The sequence below is a fragment of the Arthrobacter sp. YAF17 genome (assembly GCF_052113365.1).
Taxonomy (GTDB): Bacteria; Actinomycetota; Actinomycetes; order Actinomycetales; family Micrococcaceae; genus Arthrobacter.
Genome location: NZ_JBFRDB010000008.1, coordinates 80,982 through 104,365, shown reverse-complemented (window position 1 = coordinate 104,365; position 23,384 = coordinate 80,982). Strand labels below are relative to the sequence as shown.

General features: G+C 67.6%; 22 protein-coding genes. 4 read left to right on the top strand and 18 right to left on the bottom strand.

Translation table 11 applies throughout. The annotated features are described in order from the left end of the window. Window positions 1-17: 17 nt before the first annotated feature. The 3 genes from AB4Y67_RS08670 to AB4Y67_RS08660 are packed head-to-tail and all read right to left on the bottom strand — an operon-like array spanning window position 18 to window position 2,827. Window positions 18-2,060, bottom strand: coding sequence for an alkaline phosphatase family protein (locus tag AB4Y67_RS08670; RefSeq protein ID WP_441405370.1), 2,043 nt, complete (start codon window positions 2,058-2,060; stop codon window positions 18-20). 56 nt (window positions 2,061-2,116) lie between these two features. Further along, window positions 2,117-2,650, bottom strand: a complete 534-nt coding sequence (locus AB4Y67_RS08665) for an AAA family ATPase (protein ID WP_441405369.1) — start codon at window positions 2,648-2,650, stop codon at window positions 2,117-2,119. A gap of 9 nt (window positions 2,651-2,659) precedes the next feature. After that, window positions 2,660-2,827 carry an SPOR domain-containing protein gene (locus AB4Y67_RS08660; RefSeq protein ID WP_441405368.1) on the bottom strand — a complete coding sequence of 56 codons (168 nt, stop codon included), beginning with the start codon at window positions 2,825-2,827 and terminating at the stop codon, window positions 2,660-2,662. 71 nt (window positions 2,828-2,898) lie between these two features. Here AB4Y67_RS08660 and map point away from each other — a divergent pair, with 71 nt between their 5' ends. The 3 genes from map (at window position 2,899) to AB4Y67_RS08645 (ending at window position 5,433) form a co-directional block, all read left to right on the top strand. Next, window positions 2,899-3,777 (top strand): type I methionyl aminopeptidase, encoded by an 879-nt coding sequence (gene map, locus AB4Y67_RS08655; protein ID WP_441405367.1) that lies wholly within the window; start codon window positions 2,899-2,901, stop codon window positions 3,775-3,777. A gap of 89 nt (window positions 3,778-3,866) precedes the next feature. Next, the gene (gene ppgK, locus AB4Y67_RS08650) at window positions 3,867-4,670 is read left to right on the top strand and encodes a polyphosphate--glucose phosphotransferase (protein ID WP_441405366.1); all 804 of its coding nucleotides are present in this window, start codon (window positions 3,867-3,869) and stop codon (window positions 4,668-4,670) included. Window positions 4,671-4,674: 4 nt separating this feature from the next. After that, complete coding sequence (locus tag AB4Y67_RS08645) at window positions 4,675-5,433, top strand: SDR family oxidoreductase (protein ID WP_441405365.1); 759 nt, start codon at window positions 4,675-4,677, stop codon at window positions 5,431-5,433. Between the two features lie 113 nt (window positions 5,434-5,546). Here the strand turns inward: AB4Y67_RS08645 and nrdR are convergent, their stop codons facing one another. From nrdR to AB4Y67_RS08630, 3 genes are all read right to left on the bottom strand, one after another. Then, window positions 5,547-6,038, bottom strand: a complete 492-nt coding sequence (nrdR, locus tag AB4Y67_RS08640) for a transcriptional regulator NrdR (protein ID WP_441405364.1) — start codon at window positions 6,036-6,038, stop codon at window positions 5,547-5,549. Between the two features lie 160 nt (window positions 6,039-6,198). Continuing rightward, window positions 6,199-7,566, bottom strand: coding sequence for a histidinol dehydrogenase (gene hisD / locus AB4Y67_RS08635; protein WP_441405394.1), 1,368 nt, complete (start codon window positions 7,564-7,566; stop codon window positions 6,199-6,201). A 109-nt stretch (window positions 7,567-7,675) separates the two neighbouring features. Then, complete coding sequence (locus AB4Y67_RS08630; protein ID WP_441405363.1) at window positions 7,676-8,329, bottom strand: hypothetical protein; 654 nt, start codon at window positions 8,327-8,329, stop codon at window positions 7,676-7,678. Window positions 8,330-8,535: 206 nt separating this feature from the next. Here AB4Y67_RS08630 and AB4Y67_RS08625 point away from each other — a divergent pair, with 206 nt between their 5' ends. Beyond that, entirely contained in the window at window positions 8,536-8,994 is a 459-nt protein-coding gene (locus tag AB4Y67_RS08625; protein WP_441405393.1) for a flavin reductase family protein, read from the top strand. Window positions 8,995-9,102: 108 nt separating this feature from the next. Here AB4Y67_RS08625 and dnaE read toward each other — a convergent pair whose 3' ends face one another. From dnaE to AB4Y67_RS08565, 12 genes are all read right to left on the bottom strand, one after another. After that, window positions 9,103-12,660, bottom strand: a complete 3,558-nt coding sequence (dnaE, locus tag AB4Y67_RS08620) for a DNA polymerase III subunit alpha (RefSeq protein WP_441405362.1) — start codon at window positions 12,658-12,660, stop codon at window positions 9,103-9,105. Between the two features lie 94 nt (window positions 12,661-12,754). Beyond that, complete coding sequence (locus AB4Y67_RS08615) at window positions 12,755-13,852, bottom strand: RluA family pseudouridine synthase (protein WP_441405361.1); 1,098 nt, start codon at window positions 13,850-13,852, stop codon at window positions 12,755-12,757. After that, a complete protein-coding gene (gene lspA / locus AB4Y67_RS08610) occupies window positions 13,842-14,426 on the bottom strand; it encodes a signal peptidase II (protein ID WP_441405360.1) in 585 nt (194 codons plus the stop codon). Before lspA ends, AB4Y67_RS08615 begins: the two co-directional genes overlap by 11 nt. Window positions 14,427-14,566: 140 nt before the next feature. Beyond that, window positions 14,567-15,253 (bottom strand): DivIVA domain-containing protein, encoded by a 687-nt coding sequence (locus AB4Y67_RS08605; RefSeq protein WP_346926203.1) that lies wholly within the window; start codon window positions 15,251-15,253, stop codon window positions 14,567-14,569. A gap of 149 nt (window positions 15,254-15,402) precedes the next feature. After that, window positions 15,403-15,711 carry a YggT family protein gene (locus AB4Y67_RS08600; RefSeq protein ID WP_441405359.1) on the bottom strand — a complete coding sequence of 103 codons (309 nt, stop codon included), beginning with the start codon at window positions 15,709-15,711 and terminating at the stop codon, window positions 15,403-15,405. 139 nt (window positions 15,712-15,850) lie between these two features. After that, complete coding sequence (locus AB4Y67_RS08595) at window positions 15,851-16,381, bottom strand: cell division protein SepF (protein ID WP_441405358.1); 531 nt, start codon at window positions 16,379-16,381, stop codon at window positions 15,851-15,853. Window positions 16,382-16,468: 87 nt separating this feature from the next. Beyond that, window positions 16,469-17,275 (bottom strand): YggS family pyridoxal phosphate-dependent enzyme, encoded by an 807-nt coding sequence (locus AB4Y67_RS08590; RefSeq protein WP_441405357.1) that lies wholly within the window; start codon window positions 17,273-17,275, stop codon window positions 16,469-16,471. Beyond that, window positions 17,268-18,038, bottom strand: a complete 771-nt coding sequence (locus tag AB4Y67_RS08585; RefSeq protein WP_441405356.1) for a polyphenol oxidase family protein — start codon at window positions 18,036-18,038, stop codon at window positions 17,268-17,270. The genes AB4Y67_RS08590 and AB4Y67_RS08585 overlap by 8 nt, the downstream gene beginning before the upstream one ends. 99 nt (window positions 18,039-18,137) lie before the next feature. After that, on the bottom strand, window positions 18,138-19,358 hold the full coding sequence (ftsZ, locus tag AB4Y67_RS08580; RefSeq protein WP_441405355.1) for a cell division protein FtsZ: 1,221 nt from the start codon (window positions 19,356-19,358) through the stop codon (window positions 18,138-18,140). A 308-nt stretch (window positions 19,359-19,666) separates the two neighbouring features. Continuing rightward, window positions 19,667-20,554: a cell division protein FtsQ/DivIB gene (locus tag AB4Y67_RS08575; protein WP_441405354.1), complete on the bottom strand. Its 888-nt coding sequence runs from the start codon at window positions 20,552-20,554 to the stop codon at window positions 19,667-19,669. After that, window positions 20,547-21,998 (bottom strand): UDP-N-acetylmuramate--L-alanine ligase, encoded by a 1,452-nt coding sequence (murC, locus tag AB4Y67_RS08570; protein ID WP_441405353.1) that lies wholly within the window; start codon window positions 21,996-21,998, stop codon window positions 20,547-20,549. Before murC ends, AB4Y67_RS08575 begins: the two co-directional genes overlap by 8 nt. A gap of 4 nt (window positions 21,999-22,002) precedes the next feature. Further along, window positions 22,003-23,169 carry a UDP-N-acetylglucosamine--N-acetylmuramyl-(pentapeptide) pyrophosphoryl-undecaprenol N-acetylglucosamine transferase gene (locus tag AB4Y67_RS08565; protein WP_441405352.1) on the bottom strand — a complete coding sequence of 389 codons (1,167 nt, stop codon included), beginning with the start codon at window positions 23,167-23,169 and terminating at the stop codon, window positions 22,003-22,005. Between the last annotated feature and the right edge of the window lie 215 nt (window positions 23,170-23,384).

Sequence of the window (23,384 nt, the reverse complement as noted above, 5' to 3'; positions counted from 1 at the left end):
CAACACGCACGCACTCCTTAGGGCGGGGCATCCCGCACCATGGCGCGCTGGCCACAGGATTCAAGCATCGCCACCAGCACGCGGTGGAGCTCATCGGCACCCTCGATCCGCTCCGGCAGCCCGGCCATAAGATCCGCCGGGCCCAGCAGCACCGCACGGTCCTGCCAGCCCCCGAGGCCTCCGTGGGATCCGACCAGCCCCTCGAACGCAGCGACGTCGTTGGTCATCGGATCGACCGTGCTGTTGACGTAAAGGTCCGGCGCCTCGGGCTGCCGGAGGGCGCGCAGCAGCACCCGCGGGGCGTGGAACCCGAAGTCTGCCAGCGGATCCGTCCCCTCCACGTCACCGCTGCCAATGTTGCGGCGCCCGCTGCTCCCGACCGCCCACGCCCGGCCTTCCTCATCGATGCCGGCGACGAACCCGATTCCGGGATGGCCGGCCAGGCCCGGCACCAGGGCCGGCCATTCCTTCGCAAGGCCCTGAAGCGTCCAGCGCCGGTCACCCCGCACGTAGACCAGGCCCAGGTTGCCGGAGCCCAGCACCACAACCGGCTCCTCCGCGCCGTCCCCGGGCGCCGACGTCTGGGTATGCTGCGCCTTGGCCAGCCCCTCCCCGGCGCGGACGGCGAGTTTCCCGGTCAAACCTCCAGTCGCGATGTCGCCCGCGATGGAGTCCGCGCGCCCCAGACCTTCGACGGACGCGTCAACATTTTGCACGGTCTCCTTCATGAGTTCCGCACACAGGTCGCCGAGCGTCTGGCCATACCGGTCGGCGAACGGCGTGCCCTGGGACTGGCCGTGGTCCGAGAGCACCACCAGCCGGTAGCGGCGCGCAGCAGAACCGGCGAGCTGGGCCAAGGACCCCAGCGTGCGGTCCAGGCCATCCAGGGAGGCGAGCGCCTCGGGCCGGAACATGCCTGCGTGGTGGGCGATCTCGTCATAGTCAACGTAGTCGACGTAGATGCACTTCGTGCCGCGATGCAGCTCCTCTGCCACCAGGGCGGTGTTCAGGTCACGCAGGATTCCGTTGGTTACGGCCCGCAGCAGGGCAAAGGTCCAGTCCCGGTGCACTCGCGGGTCGAGGTCACGCTTGACCTGCCGCCGGGCCTGCCACCGCTCCTTGAGGATCTCCCCGACGGTCCGGGTAAAGCTGCGCATGAACCCGTTCGGCGAGGTGAAAAACCAGGCGAAGGCACGCCGGGTCTGAGTGGAGCCGCGGCTAATCTCCACCCTGCTCATCGTCAGCAGGGACCTGGCCGCGTCACCGGTGAACAGGTTCGAGATGGAGACGCCGTCGTCGCACAGCAGGCCGCGGCCGTTGCTGTGCCGGCCCTCGATCACCCGGGCGTCTGCCGGGCGGTTTGCCACGAGGACCCTGTTGAGCTCACGGTCGTACCACCGGAAGGCGGGGATCCCGTCAACTGTGCCGTGCAGAATGCCCATCTGGCTGGCCGGCGTGGTGCATGGCAGCTGGGGAGTCCATTCGCGGAGCGTGTACTCGCCGGAGGAAAGCCAGCGCCGGATGTGGGGCACTCCCCCGGACTGGACCGCCCACTGAAGGACCGGGAAGGGGACACCGTCGAGCTGCACGAACAGCACGCCGTCGACCTCCGGATCAGTCAGCGCTGGTTGCCGGCGTGTCCTGCCGGCCAACGAGGTAATAAGGCCGTCATCCGTTCCGGCCGTGGTGGTCCACGAGAGGAGCGTGCCCACGGCGGCACTGACCCAGGTGGCGACAAAGGCGGTCCACGGCGTCGATTCAATGCCGGGCACCAGGCGGATGGCGGCGTACATGATCAGGGCCTGCCCCAGCAGGGCGGCAAGCAGCACGGCCAGCCAGCCCACCCTGGCCGAGATTTCCACGAGGAGGGGCCGGAAGACCAGTCCGACAATTCCGGCCGCCGCCGCCACGGCGGCGTAATCCCACCAGCTCGTTGCAGAGAATCCCGGCACCAGCGCGCCGGTGACGATGAGTGCCACGGTCGAGGCAGCCCAGGCGGCTGCCAGCCTGGCCAGGTCGGTGATTCGGACGCCGCGGCTGCGGGTGACGCTCGTCGGCATTTCCCCAGTATGGCCGGGCATAACCGGCCGGCCCTCATCCGCACCGGGTGAGAAAATCAGTCCCCGGGGACCAGCAGGGATTCCAGCTGCCTGCGCAGCGGCGGGACGTCGACAGGGCCCTCGGTGTTGACCTCCAGGACCGGTCCCAGCCCCAGTGGACCCGCCTGCCGGACCCACCGGGACCACAGCTCATCGTCGTCGTGTGCGGCGTGGTGCACGGGATGCCGTTCGCGGTTCCGGCAGCGCTGCCTCGCCGTGGCCGGATCCAGCACACACCAGACTTCTGCCGCCGCCGTCCCGCCGGCGTTCCGGAGATCGGCGCGCAGATACTCCAGGTCCCGGGGCGCGAACCAGAAGGATTCGACGACGGCCGGCCCCGATGCGGCGGCGATCCCCGCCCACATGAGCTCCAGCGCACGGCGCCCCAGCGCCGTCGATTCCGCCGCGCCGGGCGGCCGGGCGCTGTCCCACAAGCCCTCTTTGCAGGCGTCCTTGGAGAACAGCGGCAGCTCCAGGACGGCCGACAGTTCACGGGCGAGCGTCGTCTTGCCGGACCCCGGCAACCCGTTGACCAGGATCAGTCCGTTCATCCGCCGGTGCTAATTGTCCTCGTCGCCCTTTTCCCAGGTTTCATTGCGGGCCTTGACCTTCTCCAGGGCGTGTTCGGCTTCTTCGCGCGTCTTGTAGGGGCCAATCAGCTGGCTCCAGTCGGACATGGCGTCCTCTTCGACCTCGTGGGTGTTGACGTTGTACCAGTACTCCGGCATGAAAGCTCCTTACGCTGATGATTCTTGGCGTTTGTTTATCTGCCCCCGGCATCGCCTTATATGATCAATCTATGCCTTCTCTAGCCTCGACTGCACCCATCGGCACCCTGGTCCCGGGAACAGTCAGCCCGCAACTCCCCGTTCCGGCGTCGATCCCGCGCCCCGAATACGTGGGCAAGCCCGGACCGGCCAAGTTCACCGGCTCCGAGGTCAAGACGGCTGAGACCATCGAGAAAATCCGCACCGCTTCGAGGATTGCCGCCCAGGCGATCGTTGAGGTCGGCAAGCACATCGAGCCCGGCGTCACCACTGACCAGCTGGACCGGGTGGGCCACGAGTTCCTGCTCGACCACAACGCTTACCCCTCCACCCTCGGCTACCGGGGATTCCCCAAATCCCTGTGCTCGTCCTTAAATGAAGTCATCTGCCACGGCATCCCGGACACCACGGTGGTCCGGGACGGGGACATCCTCAACATCGACATCACGGCCTTCGTCGGCGGCGTGCACGGGGACACCAATTACACCTTCCTGGTCGGCGACGTCGACGAGGAATCCCGGCTGCTCGTCGAGCGCACGCAGGAGTCCCTGAACCGCGCCATCCGCGCCGTGGCACCGGGCCGCGAAATCAACGTGATCGGCCGCACCATCGAGTCCTACGCCAAGCGCTTCGGCTACGGCGTCGTCCGCGACTTCACGGGCCACGGCGTCGGCGAAGCGTTTCACACCGGCCTGATCATCCCCCACTACGATGCAGCGCCCGCGTACAACACGGTCATTGAGACCGGCATGGTCTTCACGATCGAGCCCATGCTGACGCTCGGCACCGTGGACTGGGATATGTGGTCCGACGACTGGACCGTCGTCACCCGTGACCGTAAACGCACCGCGCAGTTCGAGCACACCCTGCTTGTCACGGAGTCCGGCGCCGAAGTCCTGACCCTGCCCTGATTCCCGCCCCACCAGAAGATTCCGGTCTTCACCCGCCGGCCCTGGGCCGCACCCCGCCAGCCCCGCCCCCTGCCACGAACGGAACTCCATTGGCCAAGAAGGACGAGAAGTCGAAGAAGAACGCCCCGCTGATCGGCATTGATATCGGCGGTACCGGGATCAAGGGCGGGATCGTGGACCTGAAGAAGGGCAAGCTGATCGGCGACCGCCTGCGCATTCCCACCCCGCAGCCCTCCACGCCCGAATCCGTGGCCGAGGTCGTGGCCCAGGTTGTGGCCGCGCTGTCCGCCCGGCCCGACGCGCCGGCCCCCGACTCGCCCGTGGGCGTCACCTTCCCCGGCATCATCCAGCACGGCGTGGTCCACTCCGCCGCCAATGTGGACAAGTCGTGGCTGGAAATGGACATTGACGCCATGTTGACCGCGCGGCTGGGCCGCCCCGTGGAGGTCATCAACGACGCCGACGCCGCCGGCCTCGCGGAGGCGCGGTTCGGCGCCGGCGAGTTCGTGAAGGGGACCGTCCTGGTCATCACGCTCGGCACCGGGATCGGTTCCGCCTTTATCTTCGACGGCAAGCTTGTCCCGAACGCCGAGCTGGGGCACCTGGAGATCGACGGGTTCGACGCCGAGTCCAAGGCCTCGGCGGTGGCCCGCGAAAGGGATGGCCTGAGCTGGGAAGAGTACAGCGTGCTGCTGCAGCGCTACCTGTCCCATGTGGAGTTCCTTTTCTCCCCCGAACTGTTCATCATCGGGGGCGGCATCTCCAAGCGCGCCGACGAATACCTGCCGCGGCTGCAGCTGCGCACGCCGATTGTTCCGGCGGAGCTCAAGAACGACGCCGGCATCGTCGGCGCGGCCCTTGAGATCGCACTGAAGCACAAACTGGCCAAGTAGCACCATGACGGAACCGGCGCCCGGGGTTGTCATCGTCACGGGCGCCAGCCGGGGCATCGGCGCGGCGGTGGCGCTTCGTGCCGCCCGGGCCGGGTATGCCGTCGTCGTGAATTATTCCGCCGACGCTGCCGGCGCGGACTCAGTTGTGGAAGGCATCATTGCCGACGGAGGCGAGGCGGTGGCCGTCCAGGCGGACGTCAGCGATCCGGCCGCCGTCGTACGGCTGTTCGACGCCGCGGCTGCCCTCGGGACCCTGGCCGCCGTCGTGAACAACGCCGGCATCACCGGCAACCTGATCGGCCCCCTCACGGACGTCCCGGCCGCGACCGTCCGGCGCGTGCTCGATGTCAATGTCGCCGGCGTCGTCTATGTCTGCCAGGAGGCCGTGAGGCGGCTCAGCACGGAGCGGGGCGGCCGCGGCGGCTCAATCATCAACATCTCCTCGACCGCCACCAAGGCAGGCTCGCCGGGAACCTGGGTGCACTATGCGGCGTCCAAGGGTGCGGTCGATGTGCTGACGGCGGGGCTCGCGGCCGAGGTCGCCGCGCAGGGCATCCGGGTGAACTGTGTGGCGCCGGGCAGCACCAACACTGGATTGCATGCGGCCGCGGGGATGCCGGACCGGGTGGAGCGGCTCAATCCCACGATCCCCATGGGCCGGGGCGCCGAACCGGATGAAGTAGCCGCCGCCGTGCTCTGGCTGCTCTCCGGCGAGGCCGGCTACATCACCGGGGCCGTGCTGCCGGTCTCCGGCGGCCGCTGACGGTTGTTTGCCCCGGCGGCTTCATCCTGCCGTCGCGGGGCTAAACGGGAAGTTGGTGCCGGTGGTGGCTGCGGCTTCCCCTCCGCTGCCACCACCGGAGTGTGTGGGCAGAACTAGAGCGGGCTCTTCTGCTGGCTGGTGCCTTCGCGCCCCTTGGTCGCGGCCTCATGGCGGAGCAGGGAGATAGCGGCTTCGAAGTCCTCGAGGGATTCGAAGGCCTGGTAGACGCTCGCGAAGCGAAGGTAGGCGACCTCATCCAGCTTCTGGAGCGGGTTGAGGATGGCCAGGCCGACCTCGTGCGCATCGATCTCCGCCGCGCCGGAGGCCCGGATGGCTTCCTCGACCTCCTGCGCCAGCATTGCCAGGTCGTCTTCCGTGACGGGACGGCCCTGGCAGGCTTTGCGGACGCCGTTGATGACCTTGCTCCGGCTGAAGGGCTCGCCGACGCCGGACCGCTTGATCACCGTAAGGCTGGTGGTTTCAACAGTGGTGAAGCGGCGTCCGCACTCGGGGCACTGCCGGCGGCGCCGGATGGCTGAGCCGTCGTCGGCGATCCGGCTGTCCACCACGCGGGAATCAGGGTTCCGGCAAAACGGGCAATACACGTCGTTTCCTCCCCTGTCGCATGGCTGGACACCGTCTGAGAAGCCGGTTCAATTTAAGAGCCGGGTCACCTTAACAGCCAGGCACCCTGGCGGCGCCTACGGGACCAGTCTACGACTAGATGTAGCTGAATAACAAGCCTGTAATTACTACATGTTGTGGTCAGGGGCCAGCTGTGAAGCGGGCCGTGACAGCTTCACCGTGGGCCGGCAGGTCCTCCGCCCCGGACAGGCTGACGATGTGCCCGCTGACCTCCTCGAGGGCGGCGCGGGTGTAGTTGACCACCTGGATGGCGCGGAGGAAAGTGGTCACGTTCAGCCCCGAGGAGAACGCCGCCGTGCCGCTGGTCGGCAGCACGTGGTTGGAGCCGGCGCAGTAGTCGCCCAGGCTGACCGGGCTGTAGTCCCCCACGAAGATTGCACCGGCGCTGCGGATCCGGCCCGCGACGGCGGCCGCGTCCGCCGTCATGATTTCCAGGTGTTCGGCAGCGTACGCGTTGCACGCCGCGATGCCCTGTTCGAGGTCGTCCACCATCACGACGCCGGACTGCGGCCCGGAGAGGGCCTCGCGGACCCGCAGGCCGTGCTTGGTCGCTGACGCCTGGCGGTCCAGCTCCACCCTGACGGCGGCCGCGAGGGCCTCGGAGTCCGTGATCAGCACGGACGCCGCCTTGGGGTCGTGCTCGGCCTGGCTGATCAGGTCGGCGGCGACCAGTCCCGGCTGTGCGGTGGCATCGGCGAGAATCGCGATCTCGGTGGTGCCGGCCTCGGAGTCGATGCCCACGACGCCCTTGACCAGGCGCTTTGCCGTGGCGACGAAAACGTTGCCCGGGCCGGTGACGACGTCCACCGGGTCCAGTCCGGCGTTGTCCCCTGCGGCGGGGATGCCGTAGGCGAAGGCCGCGATGGCCTGGGCGCCGCCAATGGCGTAGACCTCGTCGATCCCGAGCAGGCACGCTGCGGCAAGGATCGTGGGGTGCGGGAGCCCGCCGAAGTCCTTCTGCGGAGGTGAGGCCAGGGCGATGGATTCGACGCCGGCCGCGAGGGCCGGGACGACGTTCATGATCACGGAGGACGGGTAGACGGCCAGGCCGCCGGGAACGTAGAGGCCCACCCGCGCCACGGGGACCCAGTTCTGGCTGACCACCGCGCCTTCGCCGAGTTCGACGTCGGTGTCGGCCGGACGCTGGGCGTCGGCGAACTGCCGCGCACGCCTGATGGACTCTTCCAGTGCCGCCCGCACTGCGGGATCCAGCCCTGCGAGGGCCGTCGTCAGCGCTTCGGCGGGGACCCTCGGGTGTACCTGCTCGACGCCGTCGAAGGTCCTGGCCAGCTCGCTGAGTGCTTCGAAACCGCGGGTGCGGACGGCGTCGATGATGTCCAGGACCTTCTGCTCGGCATCTGCCATGGTGCCGGCCTGTGCCCGGGGCACAGCGGCGCGGAGACCGGCCAGGGTAAGCCGCTGGCCGCGCAGATCGACGGTCCGGAAGTCGAGATCGACGGAGACCGGGTGCTCGGTAACGGAGGGCACGGCAATGGCGGGCACGGTATTCGAGGGCACAGTTTTGGCGGGCACAGTGCTGTCAGCTGAAGGGGTCACCCGTTCATTTTACGTGCCGCCCCGGGGAGTCCCGCCCCTGTTACTCGGAGGCTTGCGTGGAAGGCTGTTCCGCGGCCGCGTTCTTGGCCCCGGGCTTCGGCGTTGCGAACACGGTGTTCAGGAACAGGGTGAGTGCGGCGGCGGCCGGCCAGATCGCCAGCACGGCGAGGGACCGCAGGGAAAAGGCGATGCTGGCATTGGCCGAGGTGACCTCCGGCGCTGCCCACCACAGACCGCACAGCACGCCGGTACCCCAACCTGCGAGGGCGCCCACCGCCCCGGCACCCACCGCCAGAAGAACGTCCCGCCCGGACGGTTCGGCGTTCTTGCTGCCGGATGCCACTGCGCCTGAAATGCAGCCGGCGAGCAGGAACAGTCCCGCCAGTACCAGGTCCCGCGGCAGCCACCCCTCTGTGTTGCTCCCGCCCCGCAGTTCAGGATTGCCGGAGAGCAGATTCAGGCCCGAGGGGGCCAGGAGCCACCACAGCAGCCCCACCGGGATGCCGGCAGCTGCGATCACCGCGGCCTTCCGCCACGTAACGGCACGGCGGGTCGCGGCAAGTGCCGGCTGGTCCGGGGCGGCCTCCGGCCCGGGACCCCGGGCCGGATCATGGGCGGCGGTCCGGCCCTCGGCCTGGTCGGCGTCGAGCGGGGCGTCCTGCGGGAACTGGCCGTGCACTGCGGGCTGTGTCATGGAACAAACCTTAACAAGCTTTGCGTCCGCCGGCACATGACACCGCGCGTCCCCGTATGAGTCCAGATGACGCCGTCGGATACACAAGTACCGCGGCCCGCCGCCAGCGGAATACGCTGGCAGGGTAGGAACACCACACACGTGCAGCAGGGAGATGGATAGCAGTGGCCACAGAGGACCAAGCCTTCGAGGGAACTTTCCGGGAGATGTTCCGGCGGCACGCGGCGGGGGTGGCCATCATCACCGCCAACTTCAACGGGGTACCCTATGGCTTCACAGCGACCTCCGTGGCCTCGCTCTCGGCGAAGCCGCCCCGGTTCACCTTCAACATGGCCCGGACCTCCAGCTCCTGGCCGGCCGTGGCCAACACCACGTACATCGGCGTCCACATGCTGGGGCTGGACAACCAGGAGCTGGCCGACCGCTTTGCGCGGACCAGCAACCGCTTCGAGGGCGATCACTGGGCGCTCGGGCCCCATGACGTGCCGGTCCTCAATGGCGTGGCCGGCTGGCTGATCGGCAAGGTCCAGATGCGGCTCTCCTTCGAGAACAACGCCGTGGTGGTGGTCGAGGTCGTCGAAGGTGAAGTGGGCACCGACGGCGCTCCCCTGCTCTACCACTCCGGCGCGTACGGCCAGCCGGCACCGCTCGACTACGAGATCTGAGCGGCAACGCCGAGGTAACAGTCAATGCCCATGTCCCTGAGGGGCATGGGCATTAACTGTCACCTCGACGAACTGTCACCCCGGCGGGCGGGCTGCCGCCGGCCGCTCCTAGTTGTCCAGGCAGGTGGGGCCGAGGAGCACCTTCAGGTCCCCGAACAGTGACGGGCTCGGGTTGACCCGCAGGTGCACGGGCAGGCCCATGACCTCCACTCGGGAGTCGCCCTGCAGGTGCAGCCGGACCTCGGACTTGCCGCGGTGGGTCCGCAGCACGTCCCCGAGTTCGGTCACGACGGCCTCGGTCGCCTTGTGCGTCGCCATGGTGATCACCAGCGGCCCGTTGAGCCCCTCGCTGAGGTCCGGGACGGAGAGTTCCATGCAGTTGAGGGCTACGGCGCCGTCATCGCGGCGCTGCAGCCGGCCCTTGACCACCACGATCAGGTCCTCGGCCAGTACGGACGCGATGGGGCCGTAGACCTGGCCGAAGAACATAACCTCGACGGAGCCGCCCAGGTCCTCGATCTCCGCGCGGGCGTAGGCGTTGCCGCTGGCCTTCGCGATCCGCCGGCTGAGGGAGGTGATCATGCCGGCGATGGTGACGATGGCGCCGTCGTGCGGGCCGTCCTCGGCAATGAGCGAGGTGATGGACTGGTCGGCGTGCTGGCTCAGCAGCCCCTCCAGCCCCTGCAGGGGGTGGTCCGAGACGTAGAGGCCCAGCATGTCCCGTTCGAAGGACAGCTTGTCCTTCTTCTCCCATTCGGGAAGGTCGGGGATCTCGATGCTCAGGGACGCCTCGGATTCGGCCTCATCGAAGCCGGCAAAGAGGTCGAACTGGCCGATCGCCTCGTTGCGCTTGAGCGTAATGACGGAGTCGATAGCTTCTTCGTGGATCATCGCCAGGGCGCGGCGGTGGTGGTTCAGGGAGTCGAAGGCGCCGGCCTTGATTAGGGACTCGATGGTGCGCTTGTTGCACACCACGGCCGGGACCTTCATCAGGTAGTCCTTGAAGGACGTGTAGGCGCCTTCCTTCTCCCGCGCAACCACCATGGCTTCGACGGCGTTGACGCCGACGTTACGGATGGCGCCCATGCCGAAGCGGATGTCGTTGCCGACCGGGGTGAAGTTCAGCGCGGACTCGTTGACGTCCGGCGGCAGCACCGTGATGCCCATGCGCCGGCACTCGTTGAGGTAGATGGCCGACTTGTCCTTGTCATCGCCGACGGAAGTCAACAGGGCGGCCATGTACTCCGGCGCGTAGTGGGCCTTGAGGTAGGCGGTCCAGTAGGAGATCACGCCGTAGGCGGCCGAGTGCGCCTTGTTGAACGCGTAGTCGGAGAAGGGCAGCAGGATGTCCCAAAGCGTCTTGACCGCTGCCATCGAGTAGCCGTTGTCCTGCATGCCCTGGGAGAAGCCGGCAAACTGCTTGTCCAGCTCGGATTTCTTCTTCTTGCCCATGGCGCGGCGCAGGATGTCGGCCTGGCCCAGGGTGTAGCCGGCGAGCTTCTGCGCCACGGCCATGACCTGCTCCTGGTACACGATCAGGCCGTACGTCCCGCCCAGGATCTCGGCGAGCGGTTCCTCGAGCTCCGGGTGGATCGGGATGACTTCCTGGATCTTGTTCTTGCGCAGGGCGTAGTCGGTGTGGGCGTTGGCGCCCATCGGCCCCGGACGGTAGAGCGCCAGTACGGCGGAAATGTCTTCGAAGTTGTCAGGCTTCATCAGCTTGAGCAGCGACCGCATGGGGCCGCCGTCGAGCTGGAAAACGCCCAGGGTGTCGCCGCGGGCCAGCAGCTCGTAGGACGCCGCGTCGTCGAGCTCCAGGGACTCCAGGTCCAGGTCCACGCCGCGGTTCATCTTGATGTTCTCGAGGGCGTCGGAAATGATCGTGAGGTTCCGCAGGCCGAGGAAGTCCATCTTGATCAGGCCGAGGCCCTCGGACGTCGGATAGTCGAACTGGGTGATGACCTGGCCGTCCTGGAAGCGGCGCATGATCGGAATGACATCGATGATGGGGTCCGAGGACATGATCACGCCGGCCGCATGGACACCCCACTGCCGTTTCAGGCCCTCGATGCCAAGGGCCGTTTCGAACACCTTGGCGGCTTCCGGGTCGGTGGCGATCAGCTGCCTGAAGTCACCGGCCTCGCTGTAGCGCTTGGAGTCCTTGTTCTGGATGTCCGCAAGCGGGATGTCCTTGGCCATCACGGCCGGCGGCAGCGCCTTGGTCAGCGTCTCGCCCATGCTGAACGGGTAGCCGAGCACGCGCGAGGAGTCTTTGAGGGCCTGTTTGGTCTTGATGGTGCCGTAGGTGACGATCATCGCGACGCGTTCGTCGCCGTATTTGCGCGTGACGTAGTCGATCACTTCGGAGCGGCGCCGGTCATCGAAGTCGACGTCGAAGTCGGGCATGGAGACGCGGTCCGGGTTGAGGAAGCGCTCGAAGATCAGGCCGTGGTGCAGCGGATCGAGGTCGGTGATGCGCATGGCATACGCCACCATGGACCCGGCGCCGGAGCCACGTCCCGGCCCCACCCGTATGCCGTTGTTCTTGGCCCAGTTGATGAAGTCCGCCACCACGAGGAAGTAGCCCGGGAACCCCATGGAATTGATGACGCCGAGTTCGTAGTCGGCCTGGGTGCGGACCTTGTCCGGGATGCCCTTGGGGTAGCGGTACTGGAGTCCCTTGTCGACTTCCTTGACCAGCCAGGACGTTTCGTCTTCACCCTCAGGGCAGGGGAACCGGGGCATGTAGTTGGCGCCGGTGTTGAAGGAAACTTCGCAGCGCTCGGCGATCAGGAGCGTGTTGTCGCACGCCTCGGGGTGGTCGCGGAAGAGTTCGCGCATCTCCTGCGGGGACTTCAGGTAGTAGCCGCTGCCCGAGAAGGCGAACCGGGATCCGCCGTTGTCGTAGGTCGGCTCCAGGAGGGTGGAACCGGACTGGATGGCCAGCAGGGCCTCGTGTGCCTTGGCGTCGTGCTCGTGCGTGTAGTGCAGGTCGTTGGTGGCCACCAGCGGCAGGTTCAGTTCCTTGGCCAGGCGCAGCAGGTCGCCGGTGACGCGCCGCTCGATGTCCAGCCCGTGGTCCATGAGTTCGCAGAAGTAGTTCTCGGCGCCGAAGATGTCGCGGAACTCGGCGGCGGCCTCGACGGCTTCCCGGTACTGGCCAAGCCGGAGCCTCGTCTGGACCTCGCCGGACGGGCAGCCGGTGGTGGCGATCAGGCCTTCGGAGTAGGTGTTCAGCAGTTCCCGGTCGAGCCGGGGCCACTTGCCGAAGACCGAGTCCAGTGAGGCGATCGAGGACGCCCGGAACAGGTTCCGCATGCCCACGTTGTTGTAGCTGAGCAGCGTCATGTGGGTGTAGGAGCCACCGCCGGAGATGTCGTCCTTGCGCTGGTTTTCCTCGCCCCAGCGGACGCGGGTCTTGTCCCCGCGCGCCGTGCCCGGCGTGACGTAGGCCTCGACGCCGATGATGGGCTTGATGCCCTGGTCCGTGGCCCGCTTCCAGAAATCGAAGGCGCCAAAGAGGTAGCCGTGGTCGGTGGTGGCCAGGGCGGGCATGCCCAGCCGTTCGGTTTCGTCGAACAGCTCCCCGAGCCGGGCGGCACCGTCCAGCATCGAGTATTCGGTGTGGTTGTGGAGATGAACGAACGAGTTGTTGCTGGAAGTCACCGAATCATTCTAGTGCCGTGCACGAACGTTTCAGCGCGGCACTCCGGCCAGGCGCGACTCCGCCCGGATCAGGGCAGCCGGACCGGGCGGCCGCTCAGGCCTGTCCGGACTCCAGGACTTCGAGCGCGAACCGCAGGTCCTGCGGGTATTCGCTGGTGACGGTGACCTGCTCCCCCGTCCGGGGGTGGGCGAAGGACAGCTGCCGGGCGTGCAGCCACTGCCGGGTGAGTCCCAGCGTGGCGGCGAGCCGCGGGTCCGCACCATAGGTCAGGTCACCGGCGCAGGGGTGGCGCAGGGCAGAGAAGTGGACGCGGATCTGGTGCGTGCGGCCGGTTTCGAGGTGGACTTCCACGAGCGATGCCTTCCCGAACGCCTCCAGGACCTCGTAGTGCGTGATGGAATCCCGGCCGTCCTCGATCACGGCGAAGCGCCAGTCGTGGCCCGGGTGGCGGCCGATCGGCGCATCAATGGTGCCGGCCAGCGGGTCCGGAAGGCCCTGGACGACCGCGTGATAGACCTTGTCCACGGTGCGTTCCTTGAAGGCGCGCTTGAGCGCCGTGTACGCCTCTTCGGTCTTGGCGACCACCATCACCCCGGAGGTCCCGACGTCGAGCCGGTGGACGATGCCCGCGCGCTCCGGCGACCCGGAGGTGGAGATCCGGTAGCCGAGGCCGGCGAGGCCACCGACCACGGTGGGCCCCACCCAGCCGGGTGAGGGGTGCGCGGCCACACCGACCGGTTTGTCGATGACAACGAACTCGTCATCGTCCAGCAGGATATTCAGGCCTTCCACTACTTCCTCCACAACTTCCAGGGGGTCCCGGCGTGCCGGGACGACGACGTCGAGCACGGCGCCGGGGGCAAGCTTGAGCGACTTTCCGACCGCCTTGTCCTTGCTGCTGACGTTGCCCTCGGCAATCAGCGCGGCGGCCTGGGAACGGGAAATGTCCATGAGCTTCGCCAGTCCGGCATCCACCCTGCTCCCCGCCAGTTCATCCGGCACCACGAAACGGAAGGACGACGCCGGCGTCGCGCCCGTTCCGCCCCCGGCGTCACCGTCGATGTCTTCCTCCAGGCGGTCCTCCGGCAGGACGTCTTCCGGCAGGACGCGTTCCTGCGGACCTGCCGGCGTCAGGTCTTCAGGAGTCAGGTCCTCGGGGGCCGTGTGGCCGGGCGCCATGTCAGGAGTCATGCTTCACTGTGTCTTTCGTAAGGTGTGAGCCGTCCAGCGAGATCCCGCGCAGCGTGAGCAGGCAGATGATCACCACGGAGGACACCACGGCCGAGTCGGCGATGTTGAAGATCGCAAAGTTCGGCAGCTGGATGAAGTCCACCACATGGCCCATCGCGAAGGACGGTTCGCGGAACAGCCGGTCCGTGAGGTTGCCAAGGGCGCCGCCGAGCAGCAGCCCGAGCGCCAGGGCCCACCAGATTGACCCGAGTTTCCGCAGTTGCAGCAGGATGGCAATGGCGACGGCGGTCATGATGATGGTGAACACCCAGGTGACGTTCTCGCCGATCGAGAAGGCCGCGCCGGAGTTCCGGATGTAGTACCAGTGGAGCAGTGGAGGCAGCACCGGGATCCGCTCCCCCTCAGTCATGTTGGCGGTCACCCACAGTTTGGTCAGCTGGTCGAAGACGTAGGCGAACACCGCCAGGCCAAAGAATACGGAAAGCAGCAGGGCCCGCCGCGGCCGCGGCTTGGGGGTACCCGCCGGGGCGGACTCAGCGGGCTGCACGGCGTCGGGTGAGGGTGCGTCAGTCATAAGGCTTTCGTTCACGGGCCAGTGCGGGCACTGGGAGCTGGGTACTGGGGCACTGCCGCCGGCGGAACCTGCGGTTAATGCCGAAAGCCGGCGGCCGAGGAATCCTCAGCCACCGGCTTTCAGAATACTTGCTTAACGTCCTAGCTGTTGGCTTCAACCTCAGGGGCAGCCACGGAGCCGCGGGCGTCCAGGTCGCGCAGCTGGCCCTCGATGTAGGCCTTCAGGCGTGAACGGTAGTCGCGTTCGAAGCCGCGGAGCTGCTCAACCTTGCGTTCCAGCACGGAGCGCTGCTGCTCGAGGGCACCGAGGATCTTGCGGGACTTCTCCTGGGCGTCGTTGACGAGGCTGCTGGCCTCGATCTGCGCTTCGGCGATGATCTTGTCGCGCTGCTGCTCGCCGTCCGCGACGTGCTTGTCGTGCATCTGCTGCGCCATGGCGAGCAGGCCGGCGGCGGACTCGGCTGCCGGAGTAGCGGCGCCGCGGGCCGGGGCGGCTGCCTGCTCGGCTTCCTTCTTCTTGGCAAGCTCAGCAGCCTTGGCAGCCTCAGCGGCCTTGGCCTCGGCTTCTGCCTTGGCGCGGTCTTCCTTCTCGGCCTTGACGGGTGCCGGAACCTTTTCCACGACGGGAGCCGCGGCGGCGGAGCTGGCAGGCGTGCCGGCGCCGGATTCGGCGAGCTTCTTGCGCAGCTCGTCGTTCTCCTGGTTCAGGCGTCGCAGTTCGACGACGATCTCGTCCAGGAAGTCATCAACTTCGTCCTGGTCGTAGCCTTCGCGGAACTTGGTCGGCTGAAAGCGCTTGTTGACAACGTCTTCTGGCGTCAAAGCCATCTGGTCACCTCGTTGGTCTAGTTAGTCAGTAGGCCTTCCGGCCGTCAAAACTACGGTACCTAAATATGGTCTGGTTCCTCTAATTCAACACCGCAGTGTCAAACCGGAGTTTCTATCTGTTTCGGCTGCGGACCGTGTCCGCCGCCCGGCTACGCCGCGATCGGCTGGGAGAACACCAGGAACTTGGCTACGGCCATGGCGATGGTGACAGCCACGAACAGGAGCAGGAATCCGAGGTCCAGGGATAATCCGCCGAGCCGCAGCGGCGGAATCAGCCGCTGGAGCAGTTTGACGGGTCTGTCTGTGACCGAATACACAGCATGGGCGGTGACGAGCGCCACGCCGCGCGGCCGCCAGCTCCGTGCGAACATCTGCACCCAGTCGAAGACCAGCCGGACGATGAGGGCAACAAAGAACAACAGCAGCGCGATATAGACAAGTCCGAAAACAATTCCCATGACTTAACTCATATCTCCATGTTCATTCCGGATACCGCAGTGTCCTCGTGATAGTTACGCCTCTATTTCAACACGGATAATTCAGCAGCGATGCCAGACAGGGTGTCCCTGCCTGGCATCCTGGCCGAAAAATCCCGGACTAGCTCTGGTTGAAGAAGCTCGCCTGCGTCTCGCTGACCTTCTTGTCATCGCCGATAACCTCAACATACGACGGCGACAGCAGGAAGACCTTGTTGGTCACGCGCTCAATGCTGCCGCGCAGTCCGAAGACCAGCCCGGCGGAGAAGTCGACGAGGCGCTTGGCGTCCGCCTCCCCCATGTCCGTGACGTTCATAATGACGGGAATGCCGTCACGGAAGCTTTCACCAATGAGTTTGGCATCGTTGTAGGACCGCGGGTGGATCGTGGTGATCTGGCGGAGTCCGGTGGGCTCTTCGCGGCTCGATGCCGCTCGCTTGATGGGTGTCACAGGTGCGCGATATTCCTCTTCAGCGGCGTAGGGCTCTTCCCTGGGGGCCTCGCGGACGGGCGCCGGGGCACGGCGTTCCTCGCGGTCATGCTCCATGGAATCGTCCTCATCCTTATGCGATGTTTGGTGCTCGGACTCGTAATGTTCATCGCCATCGGCGAGCCCAAGATAGATCATTGTCTTGCGCAGAGCGCCGGCCATGGTCGACTCCTAATCGTGTCCGTGAGCGGGCCGATCAACGACTTAACAGCCTTGGAATCCCCGCCATTACCTTCCAATACGTTGAACCTACCGCAACGCCGGACGCGGACCGAGAATATCGGAGCCAACGCGAAGGTGTGTCGCCCCGAACCGGACGGCCTGTTCCAGGTCCTGGCTCATGCCCGCGGAAATGCCCGTGGCGTCCGGAAATTGTTCGATCAGCCGCCCGGAAATGCCTGCGAGCTTCTCGAAGGCAGCGGCCGGATCCGCCCCGAGCGGGGCTACGGCCATGACGCCGGCGAGCCTCAGTCCCGCAGCACCAGCCAGCTGTTCGGCCAGTGCGGGCACCTCGTTCGGGGCCGCGCCGCCGCGGTGGGCGCCGGCGTCGTCGTCGAGGCTGACCTGGATGAAGCAGTCCAGCGGCGCCCGCCCGGTGCGTTCGCTTTCGGCTGCCATCGCTTTGCCGAGTGCGGACGCCACCCCCTCCCGGTCCACGGAGTGCACGGCAGACGCGTACTTCACCACAGACTTGGCTTTCTTGCTCTGGAGCTGGCCGACGAAATGCCAGCTCAGGCCAAGGTCTTCGAGCTGCGCCGCCTTCTCCGAGGCCTCCTGATCCCGGTTCTCCCCGACGTCGGTGACGCCAAGGGCGGCGAGCCGTCGGACATCCTCGGCGGAGTGGAACTTGGTGACCACGATCAGCCGCGGCGGCCGGGCCGCACGCCCGGCGGCGGCAACGGCGTTGTCTATCCGCTCCCGGACGGCAGCGAGCCGCTCCCGGAGCTGTTCCAGCCGGGGATCGGGCTGCCCGCCGCCTGGCTCATCAGTGTCTGGCTGAACAGTGTCCGGCTGAACACCGGGGGGCTGAACACCGGGGTGCTGCTGTTCATTCATCGGCTGGCCCGCCTGATCGCCCATCGTTGACCGTCGACGGAAGCGTCCACACCAGTCCGGCGAATCGTCCGGTGTTCGGTTCGCGGCGGTACGAGAACAGGTTCTCGTCTTCCAGGGTGCAGTTGCCAGAGTATTCGACACTCACGTCCGCGTCTTGCAGTTGGCTGCGGACGGCGGCCGGCAGGTCAAGGCCCGGCGTGCCGCGGGAGGTTGTGCACCAGGCAGCGGGAACGCGGGCGGCCACGTCGGCGCGAATGTCCTCGGGAACCTCGTAGCATCCTCCGCAGACGGACGGGCCGATCCAGGCGCTGAGCCCCGCCGCACCGAGGTCGCGCATTCGCGCCACGGCCGCGGGGACGACGCCGGATGCGACGCCGGGGCGCCCTGCATGGACGACGGCGAGGACCGGGGTTCCGCCCCCGGCCCTGTCCCCGACCAGGACAACCGGCACACAGTCGGCCACCATCACGGCGAGGGGTTCCCCGAGGGAGACCATGGCGTCAGCGGTCGGGGCGTCAGTTCCCGGGGCGTCAACACCGCCGCCAGGGGCAGCCGCCACGCCAATGCCGGCGACGTCGCTGCCGTGGACCTGGTTCATGTACCGGAAGGGCCGGCCGCCGAGTCCCAGCGCCGCTTCGATGCCCGCACGCCGGTGCCGGACCTCCACCGGATCGTCGCCGACATGGAGCGCCAGGTTTCCGGCCCCGGCGTCGGTGAAGGCCACCCAGACGCCGGGCCGGACTTCCGCCCGCCAGGAGAACACGCTAAACCCCAAATCGTTGCCGAACTTGTTTGCAGAACTTCGATCCTACGAGAAAGCACCATGGCACTGCCATCCGGCAGTGCCATGGTGCTTCAGGACCTACTTGAGGAAGTCAGGGACATCCAGGTCGTCGGAGTGGCGGCCCGAGAGGTCCGGCTCCACGACGGACGGCAGGTCGACGTCGAAGCCGGAGTCAGCCGGGACTGCGGACGGGCGCTGCTGGCCCCAGCCGCCGTAGCCGGAGGCGCCGACCGTGGCGTGCAGGGGCTGGACCTGGGCGGAGGACGGAGCCTGGACCGGAGCTGCTGCCGGGGCGGCCGGACGCTGCGGTGCCGACTGCGGAAGGGACTGGTCCATGGACGGCGAGGTGGCCTTGACGTCGTCGAAGCCGGCCGCGATGACGGTGACGCGTGCCTCGTCGCCAAGGGCATCGTCGATGACCGCGCCGAAGATGATGTTGGCCTCGGGGTGGGCCACTTCCTGGACCAGGCGGGCGGCCTCGTTGATTTCGAAGAGGCCGAGGTCCGAGCCGCCCTGGATGGACAGCAGGACGCCGTGGGCTCCGTCAATCGACGCTTCCAGCAGCGGCGAGGCGATGGCGAGCTCCGCGGCCTTCACTGCGCGGTCTTCGCCGCGCGCCGAACCGATGCCCATCAGCGCAGAACCGGCGCCCTGCATGACGGACTTGACGTCGGCGAAGTCGAGGTTGATCAGGCCGGGGGTGGTGATCAGGTCGGTGATGCCCTGGACACCGGAGAGCAGGACCTGGTCAGCGGAACGGAACGCGTCCAGAACGGAGACGTTGCGGTCGCTGATGGACAGCAGGCGGTCATTCGGGATGACGATGAGCGTGTCGACTTCGTCGCGGAGCGCGTCGATGCCGGCCTCGGCAGAGCCAGCGCGGCGGCGGCCTTCAAAGGTGAACGGGCGGGTCACAACGCCGATCGTCAGCGCGCCGAGCGAGCGGGCGATGCGGGCGACGACGGGAGCGCCGCCGGTCCCGGTGCCGCCGCCTTCGCCGGCGGTAACGAAGACCATGTCAGCGCCGCGGATGACCTCTTCGATTTCTTCGGCGTGGTCCTCGGCAGCCTGCCGGCCGACCTCAGGGTTCGCACCGGCTCCCAGGCCGCGCGTCAGCTCACGCCCGATGTCGAGTTTGACGTCTGCATCGCTCATCAACAATGCCTGCGCATCGGTGTTGACAGCGATGAATTCGACGCCTCGAAGACCGACCTCGATCATGCGGTTGACTGCGTTCACGCCACCGCCGCCGATGCCGACGACCTTGATGACGGCCAAGTAATTCTGCGGAGCTGCCACGTTACGTGTCCCTTGTTCGTGTTCTATTGCGAAAACTGTTGGAGTCGGGCTTGAAGCTTTGAACCTTAACCTTCGACTTGAAGGTTATAGTTATGTCAAGTAACTCATGCTGTGACGCTATTTCCTTGCGTGGTGACATTCAATAACCGTCGCCGCGTGTCGCGGTAATACCGCCGAAATAGCTTCTTTTGGTGCCGTCCTCGTGACCGTGCTTCGGACGGCGTTGCTGCTGGTGTCGCTGCGGCGGCCGGCCGAGGGCCCAGCGGGTTGCGGGCGCCCCTGCCCTTCGCCGGCCAAGTGCTGGGCAGCTATCGGGTGACCGGGTGCCGCGGCACACTCACATCGTAGATCCGGACGGGGTTCTTCGGGTCCGCAGGTGCCTTCAGCAGGGCCTCGAGGACCTTTGCCTTGAGCTCCTTCTCCCCCGAGTTTCCCCAGACGATGGTCTGGCCGTCGACGAGCTTGAGCTCAACGGCATCCACCGACTTCGCCGAGGCGTTGGAGAGCCGCGCCAGCACATCGGCGGGCAGCGCCCCCAGGACCCCGGTGATGGCATGGAACAGGTCCTTGGGCAGGGTGCCGCCTCCGCCGTCGATGACAGGAAGCTGCGTAGCAGCCGGGTCTGCTGAGTCGCTGAGCGTCACGCCGTCGGCGTCGACCAGCTGGTGCGCCTCACCCTGTTTGACCAGCGCCACGGGCACGCGTTCGGTCACCTTGACCTGCAGCGTCGACGGCGGGCGGGCCTGCGTGCTGACTTCCTTGACTTGGACCAGCGGCTGCAGGAGTGCGGTGACGTCGCCGTCGCTGATCTGCGGCAGCGGCTTGCCCTGCAGCGGCGCGAGGGCGGTCTGGATCTGCTCCGTGGTCAGCAGTTTGGTGCCCTCCACGGTTACGGTCTGCAGCGCCAGGACCGGCGAGTAGACAGCCGCGGCGAGGATCCCCGCGACCAGCGCGGCCAGGGCACCGATCGTGCCGAACAGGATGCGCTTGCGGCGTTTGGCCTTCGGTTCGGGAAAGGACAGCACATTGTCCCGGGCCGCCGGGGTCACCGGCGCGGCCCCGGCACCGCTGGCGGTGCTGTTGGGCCCGCCTGGGCTCTCCTTGGATGCCGAGATGACATCGGGCGACGCCGTCTGGCGCGCGGACGGCGAACGGCCCGCACCTGCCCTATAACTGGGGCGGCGGGTGCTAGGCACCGGGAGCACCGCCGTTCAGGGCTGCACTGTCGTTGAGGGCCGCACCGTCGTTCAGGGCCGCAACAATCAGCGGCCCGTAGGCCGTGACGTCGCCGGCTCCGGCCGTGAGCACGATGTCCCCCGGCGCGGCGGCGGACACCATGGCCTGCACAGCCTCACCGCCCGGCCCGACAAGCCGGCCGCCGGCGCCAAGGTGGTCGGCGATCAGCTGGCTGCTGACGCCCGGAATCGGGTCTTCGCGGGCGGGATAGATATCCAGGACCAGGGCCGTGTCAGCGGCGTTGAGCGCTGCGGCGAACTCTTCGGCGAATTCGCGGGTCCGGGAGAACAGGTGCGGCTGGAAGAGGACGTGCAGCTTGTGGCCTCCGGCCACCGACCGTGCGGCAGAAAGGGCCGCCCGTACTTCCGTGGGGTGGTGGGCGTAGTCGTCGTAGACCCGGACGCCGCGGCCCTCGCCCGTGAACTCGAAGCGCCGGGACGCGCCCGTGAAGTGCGCCAGAGCGCCGGCGGCAGTCGAGGGGTCGACGCCGAGTTCCAGGGCGACGGCGAACGCCGCCGCCGCGTTGAGCGCGTTGTGCCGCCCGGGCACGTGGAGGTCGAGGGGGAACCGGCCGGCGGGGGTGGTGATCGAGACGTCCCCGGGGCCGCCGTCGTGCAGAACGAGCTGGGCGTCATCGCTGGTGCCGTAGAGCACGACTCGCGTGTTGCCGCGTTCCAGGGTCCGCAGGGCCAGGGCCCTGGCGCCGGGATCGTCAGCGCAGGCGACAAGCACGCCGTCTGCCGGAAGCAGCGCGGTGAAGCGGTCGAAGGAGGCGTACACGGCTTCGGCCGTGCCGTAGAAGTCGAGGTGGTCCGGTTCGACGTTCGTCACGACGGCAATCTGCGGGCGGTAGTTCAGGAAGGAGCCATCGGATTCGTCGGCCTCCGCGACAAAGACCGGCGAGCTGCCGCTGGCGGCGTTCACGCCTAGCGCCGGAACGTTCGCGCCGATGGCGAACGACGGGTCCAGCCCCGCGCCCTGCAGAAGCACTGCAATCATCGATGTGGTGGTGGATTTGCCGTGCGTGCCGGCCACCGTCACGGCGGTGTCCTGCGCCATCGCGGCCGCGAGTGCCTCCGAGCGGTGCAGCACGGGCAGTCCGGCCGCCCGCGCCGCAGCCAGCTCGGGATTGTCCGGGCGGATGGCGGAGCCGGCAACGACGCTCTGCGCGTCGCCCAGGTTGGCGGCGTCGTAGCCGACGCAGATCCGTGCGCCGGCCGCGGCCAGGTCCGTCATGACCGGCAGGTCCTTGGCGTCGGAACCGCTGACCGGCAGGCCGCGGGCCACCATGACGCGGGCCACGGCGGACATCCCTACGCCGCCGATACCGATGAAATGCATCCGGCCGAGGGATTCCGCGGAGCGGACGGCCGAGGTGGTGTGCTGGTGCTCGGGCTGGGTCATTGCTCTACTGCTTCCTGCCGGGTTTGACGTGTTTCACGGGTTTCGCGGACTTCGCCTGGACAGAGGCCGCCGCCTCAAGGACCAGATCCGCCATGCTCCGGTCGGCGTCGCGAATGCCGAGCTTCTCGGCGCTGTCAGCCATCCGTGCAAGTCTGGCAGGGTCCTGCAGCAGAGGGATGATGTGCTCGCTGACCCAACCGGGAGAAAACGTGCTGTCCTCGACGAGCAGGGCCCCTCCCGCCTCGACGAGTCCGGCTGCGTTGAGCGCCTGTTCGCCGTTGCCGATCGGCAGCGGTACGAAGACGGCGGGCAGGCCGACGGCGGCCACCTCGCTGACGGTCGCGGCGCCGGAGCGGGCCAGCAGCAGGTCCGCCGCGGCGTACACCGTTTCCATTCCGTCGACGTATTCGAGTTGCTGGTAGCCGGGGGCGGCGAGTGGCTTGCCGTCGGCGTCGTGGACTGCCTTGCCGCGGCCGGTGATGTGCAGGGTCTGGATGCCGGCCTCCGCGAGGAGGCCTGCCGACGCGGCCATGGTGCGGTTGATGCTTTGGGCGCCCGAGGAGCCGCCGGTGACAATCAGGGCCGGGCGGTCAGGGTCCAGGCCGAGTGCTGCGCGGGCCGCGGTCCTGGCGGCGGCCCGGTCGAGGCCGGAGATTTCCTTGCGCATCGGCATGCCGAAGTGGCGGGAGGCACCCAGCCTGGTGGCGCCGAAGGCCACGGCCACGTGTCCGCCCAGCAGTGCCCCCACGCGGTTCGCGAGCCCGGGCCGAGTGTTGGCCTCGTGGATGACGATGGGGATCTTGCGGCGCCGGGCGGCCAGGTACATCGGCGTGCAGACGTATCCCCCGACGCCGACCAGGACGTCGGCTTTGGCCTCCTCGAGGATGACCCCGGCCTGCTTGACAGCGCCTGCCAGTCGCCCGGGCAGCCGCAGCAGGTCCAGGGAGGGCCGTCGCGGGAAGGGAACGCGGCTGATCGTGACGAGGTCGACCCCGGCGGCCGGAACCAGCCGGGCTTCCATGCCGCCCGGTGTACCCACGGCCAGCAGCCGCGCATCGGGGCGGGCTTCCCGGACGGCGTTGGCGATGGCCAGGAGCGGGCTGATGTGCCCGGCTGTTCCGCCGCCGGCGAGGACGACGGATAACTGGGATACAGGGGACTCGGTGTTCATGGAGGCCTATTTACGCTTTCGTGCAGGATTGCGGGGGGCGGGAGTTCTGGCGGCCGGCTTTCGGTTGGCCGGCGTCCCTGGGGAGTCCGTGGTGACCGCGGATCTTGGGGCGGCGGATCTTGGGGCCACGGATTTCGGGGCGGCCGCGGCGGGGGCAGTCGCCTTGGCCGTTGTGGCCGTTTTGCCGGCTGTGTTGCCGGCCTTCTTCTTGGCTG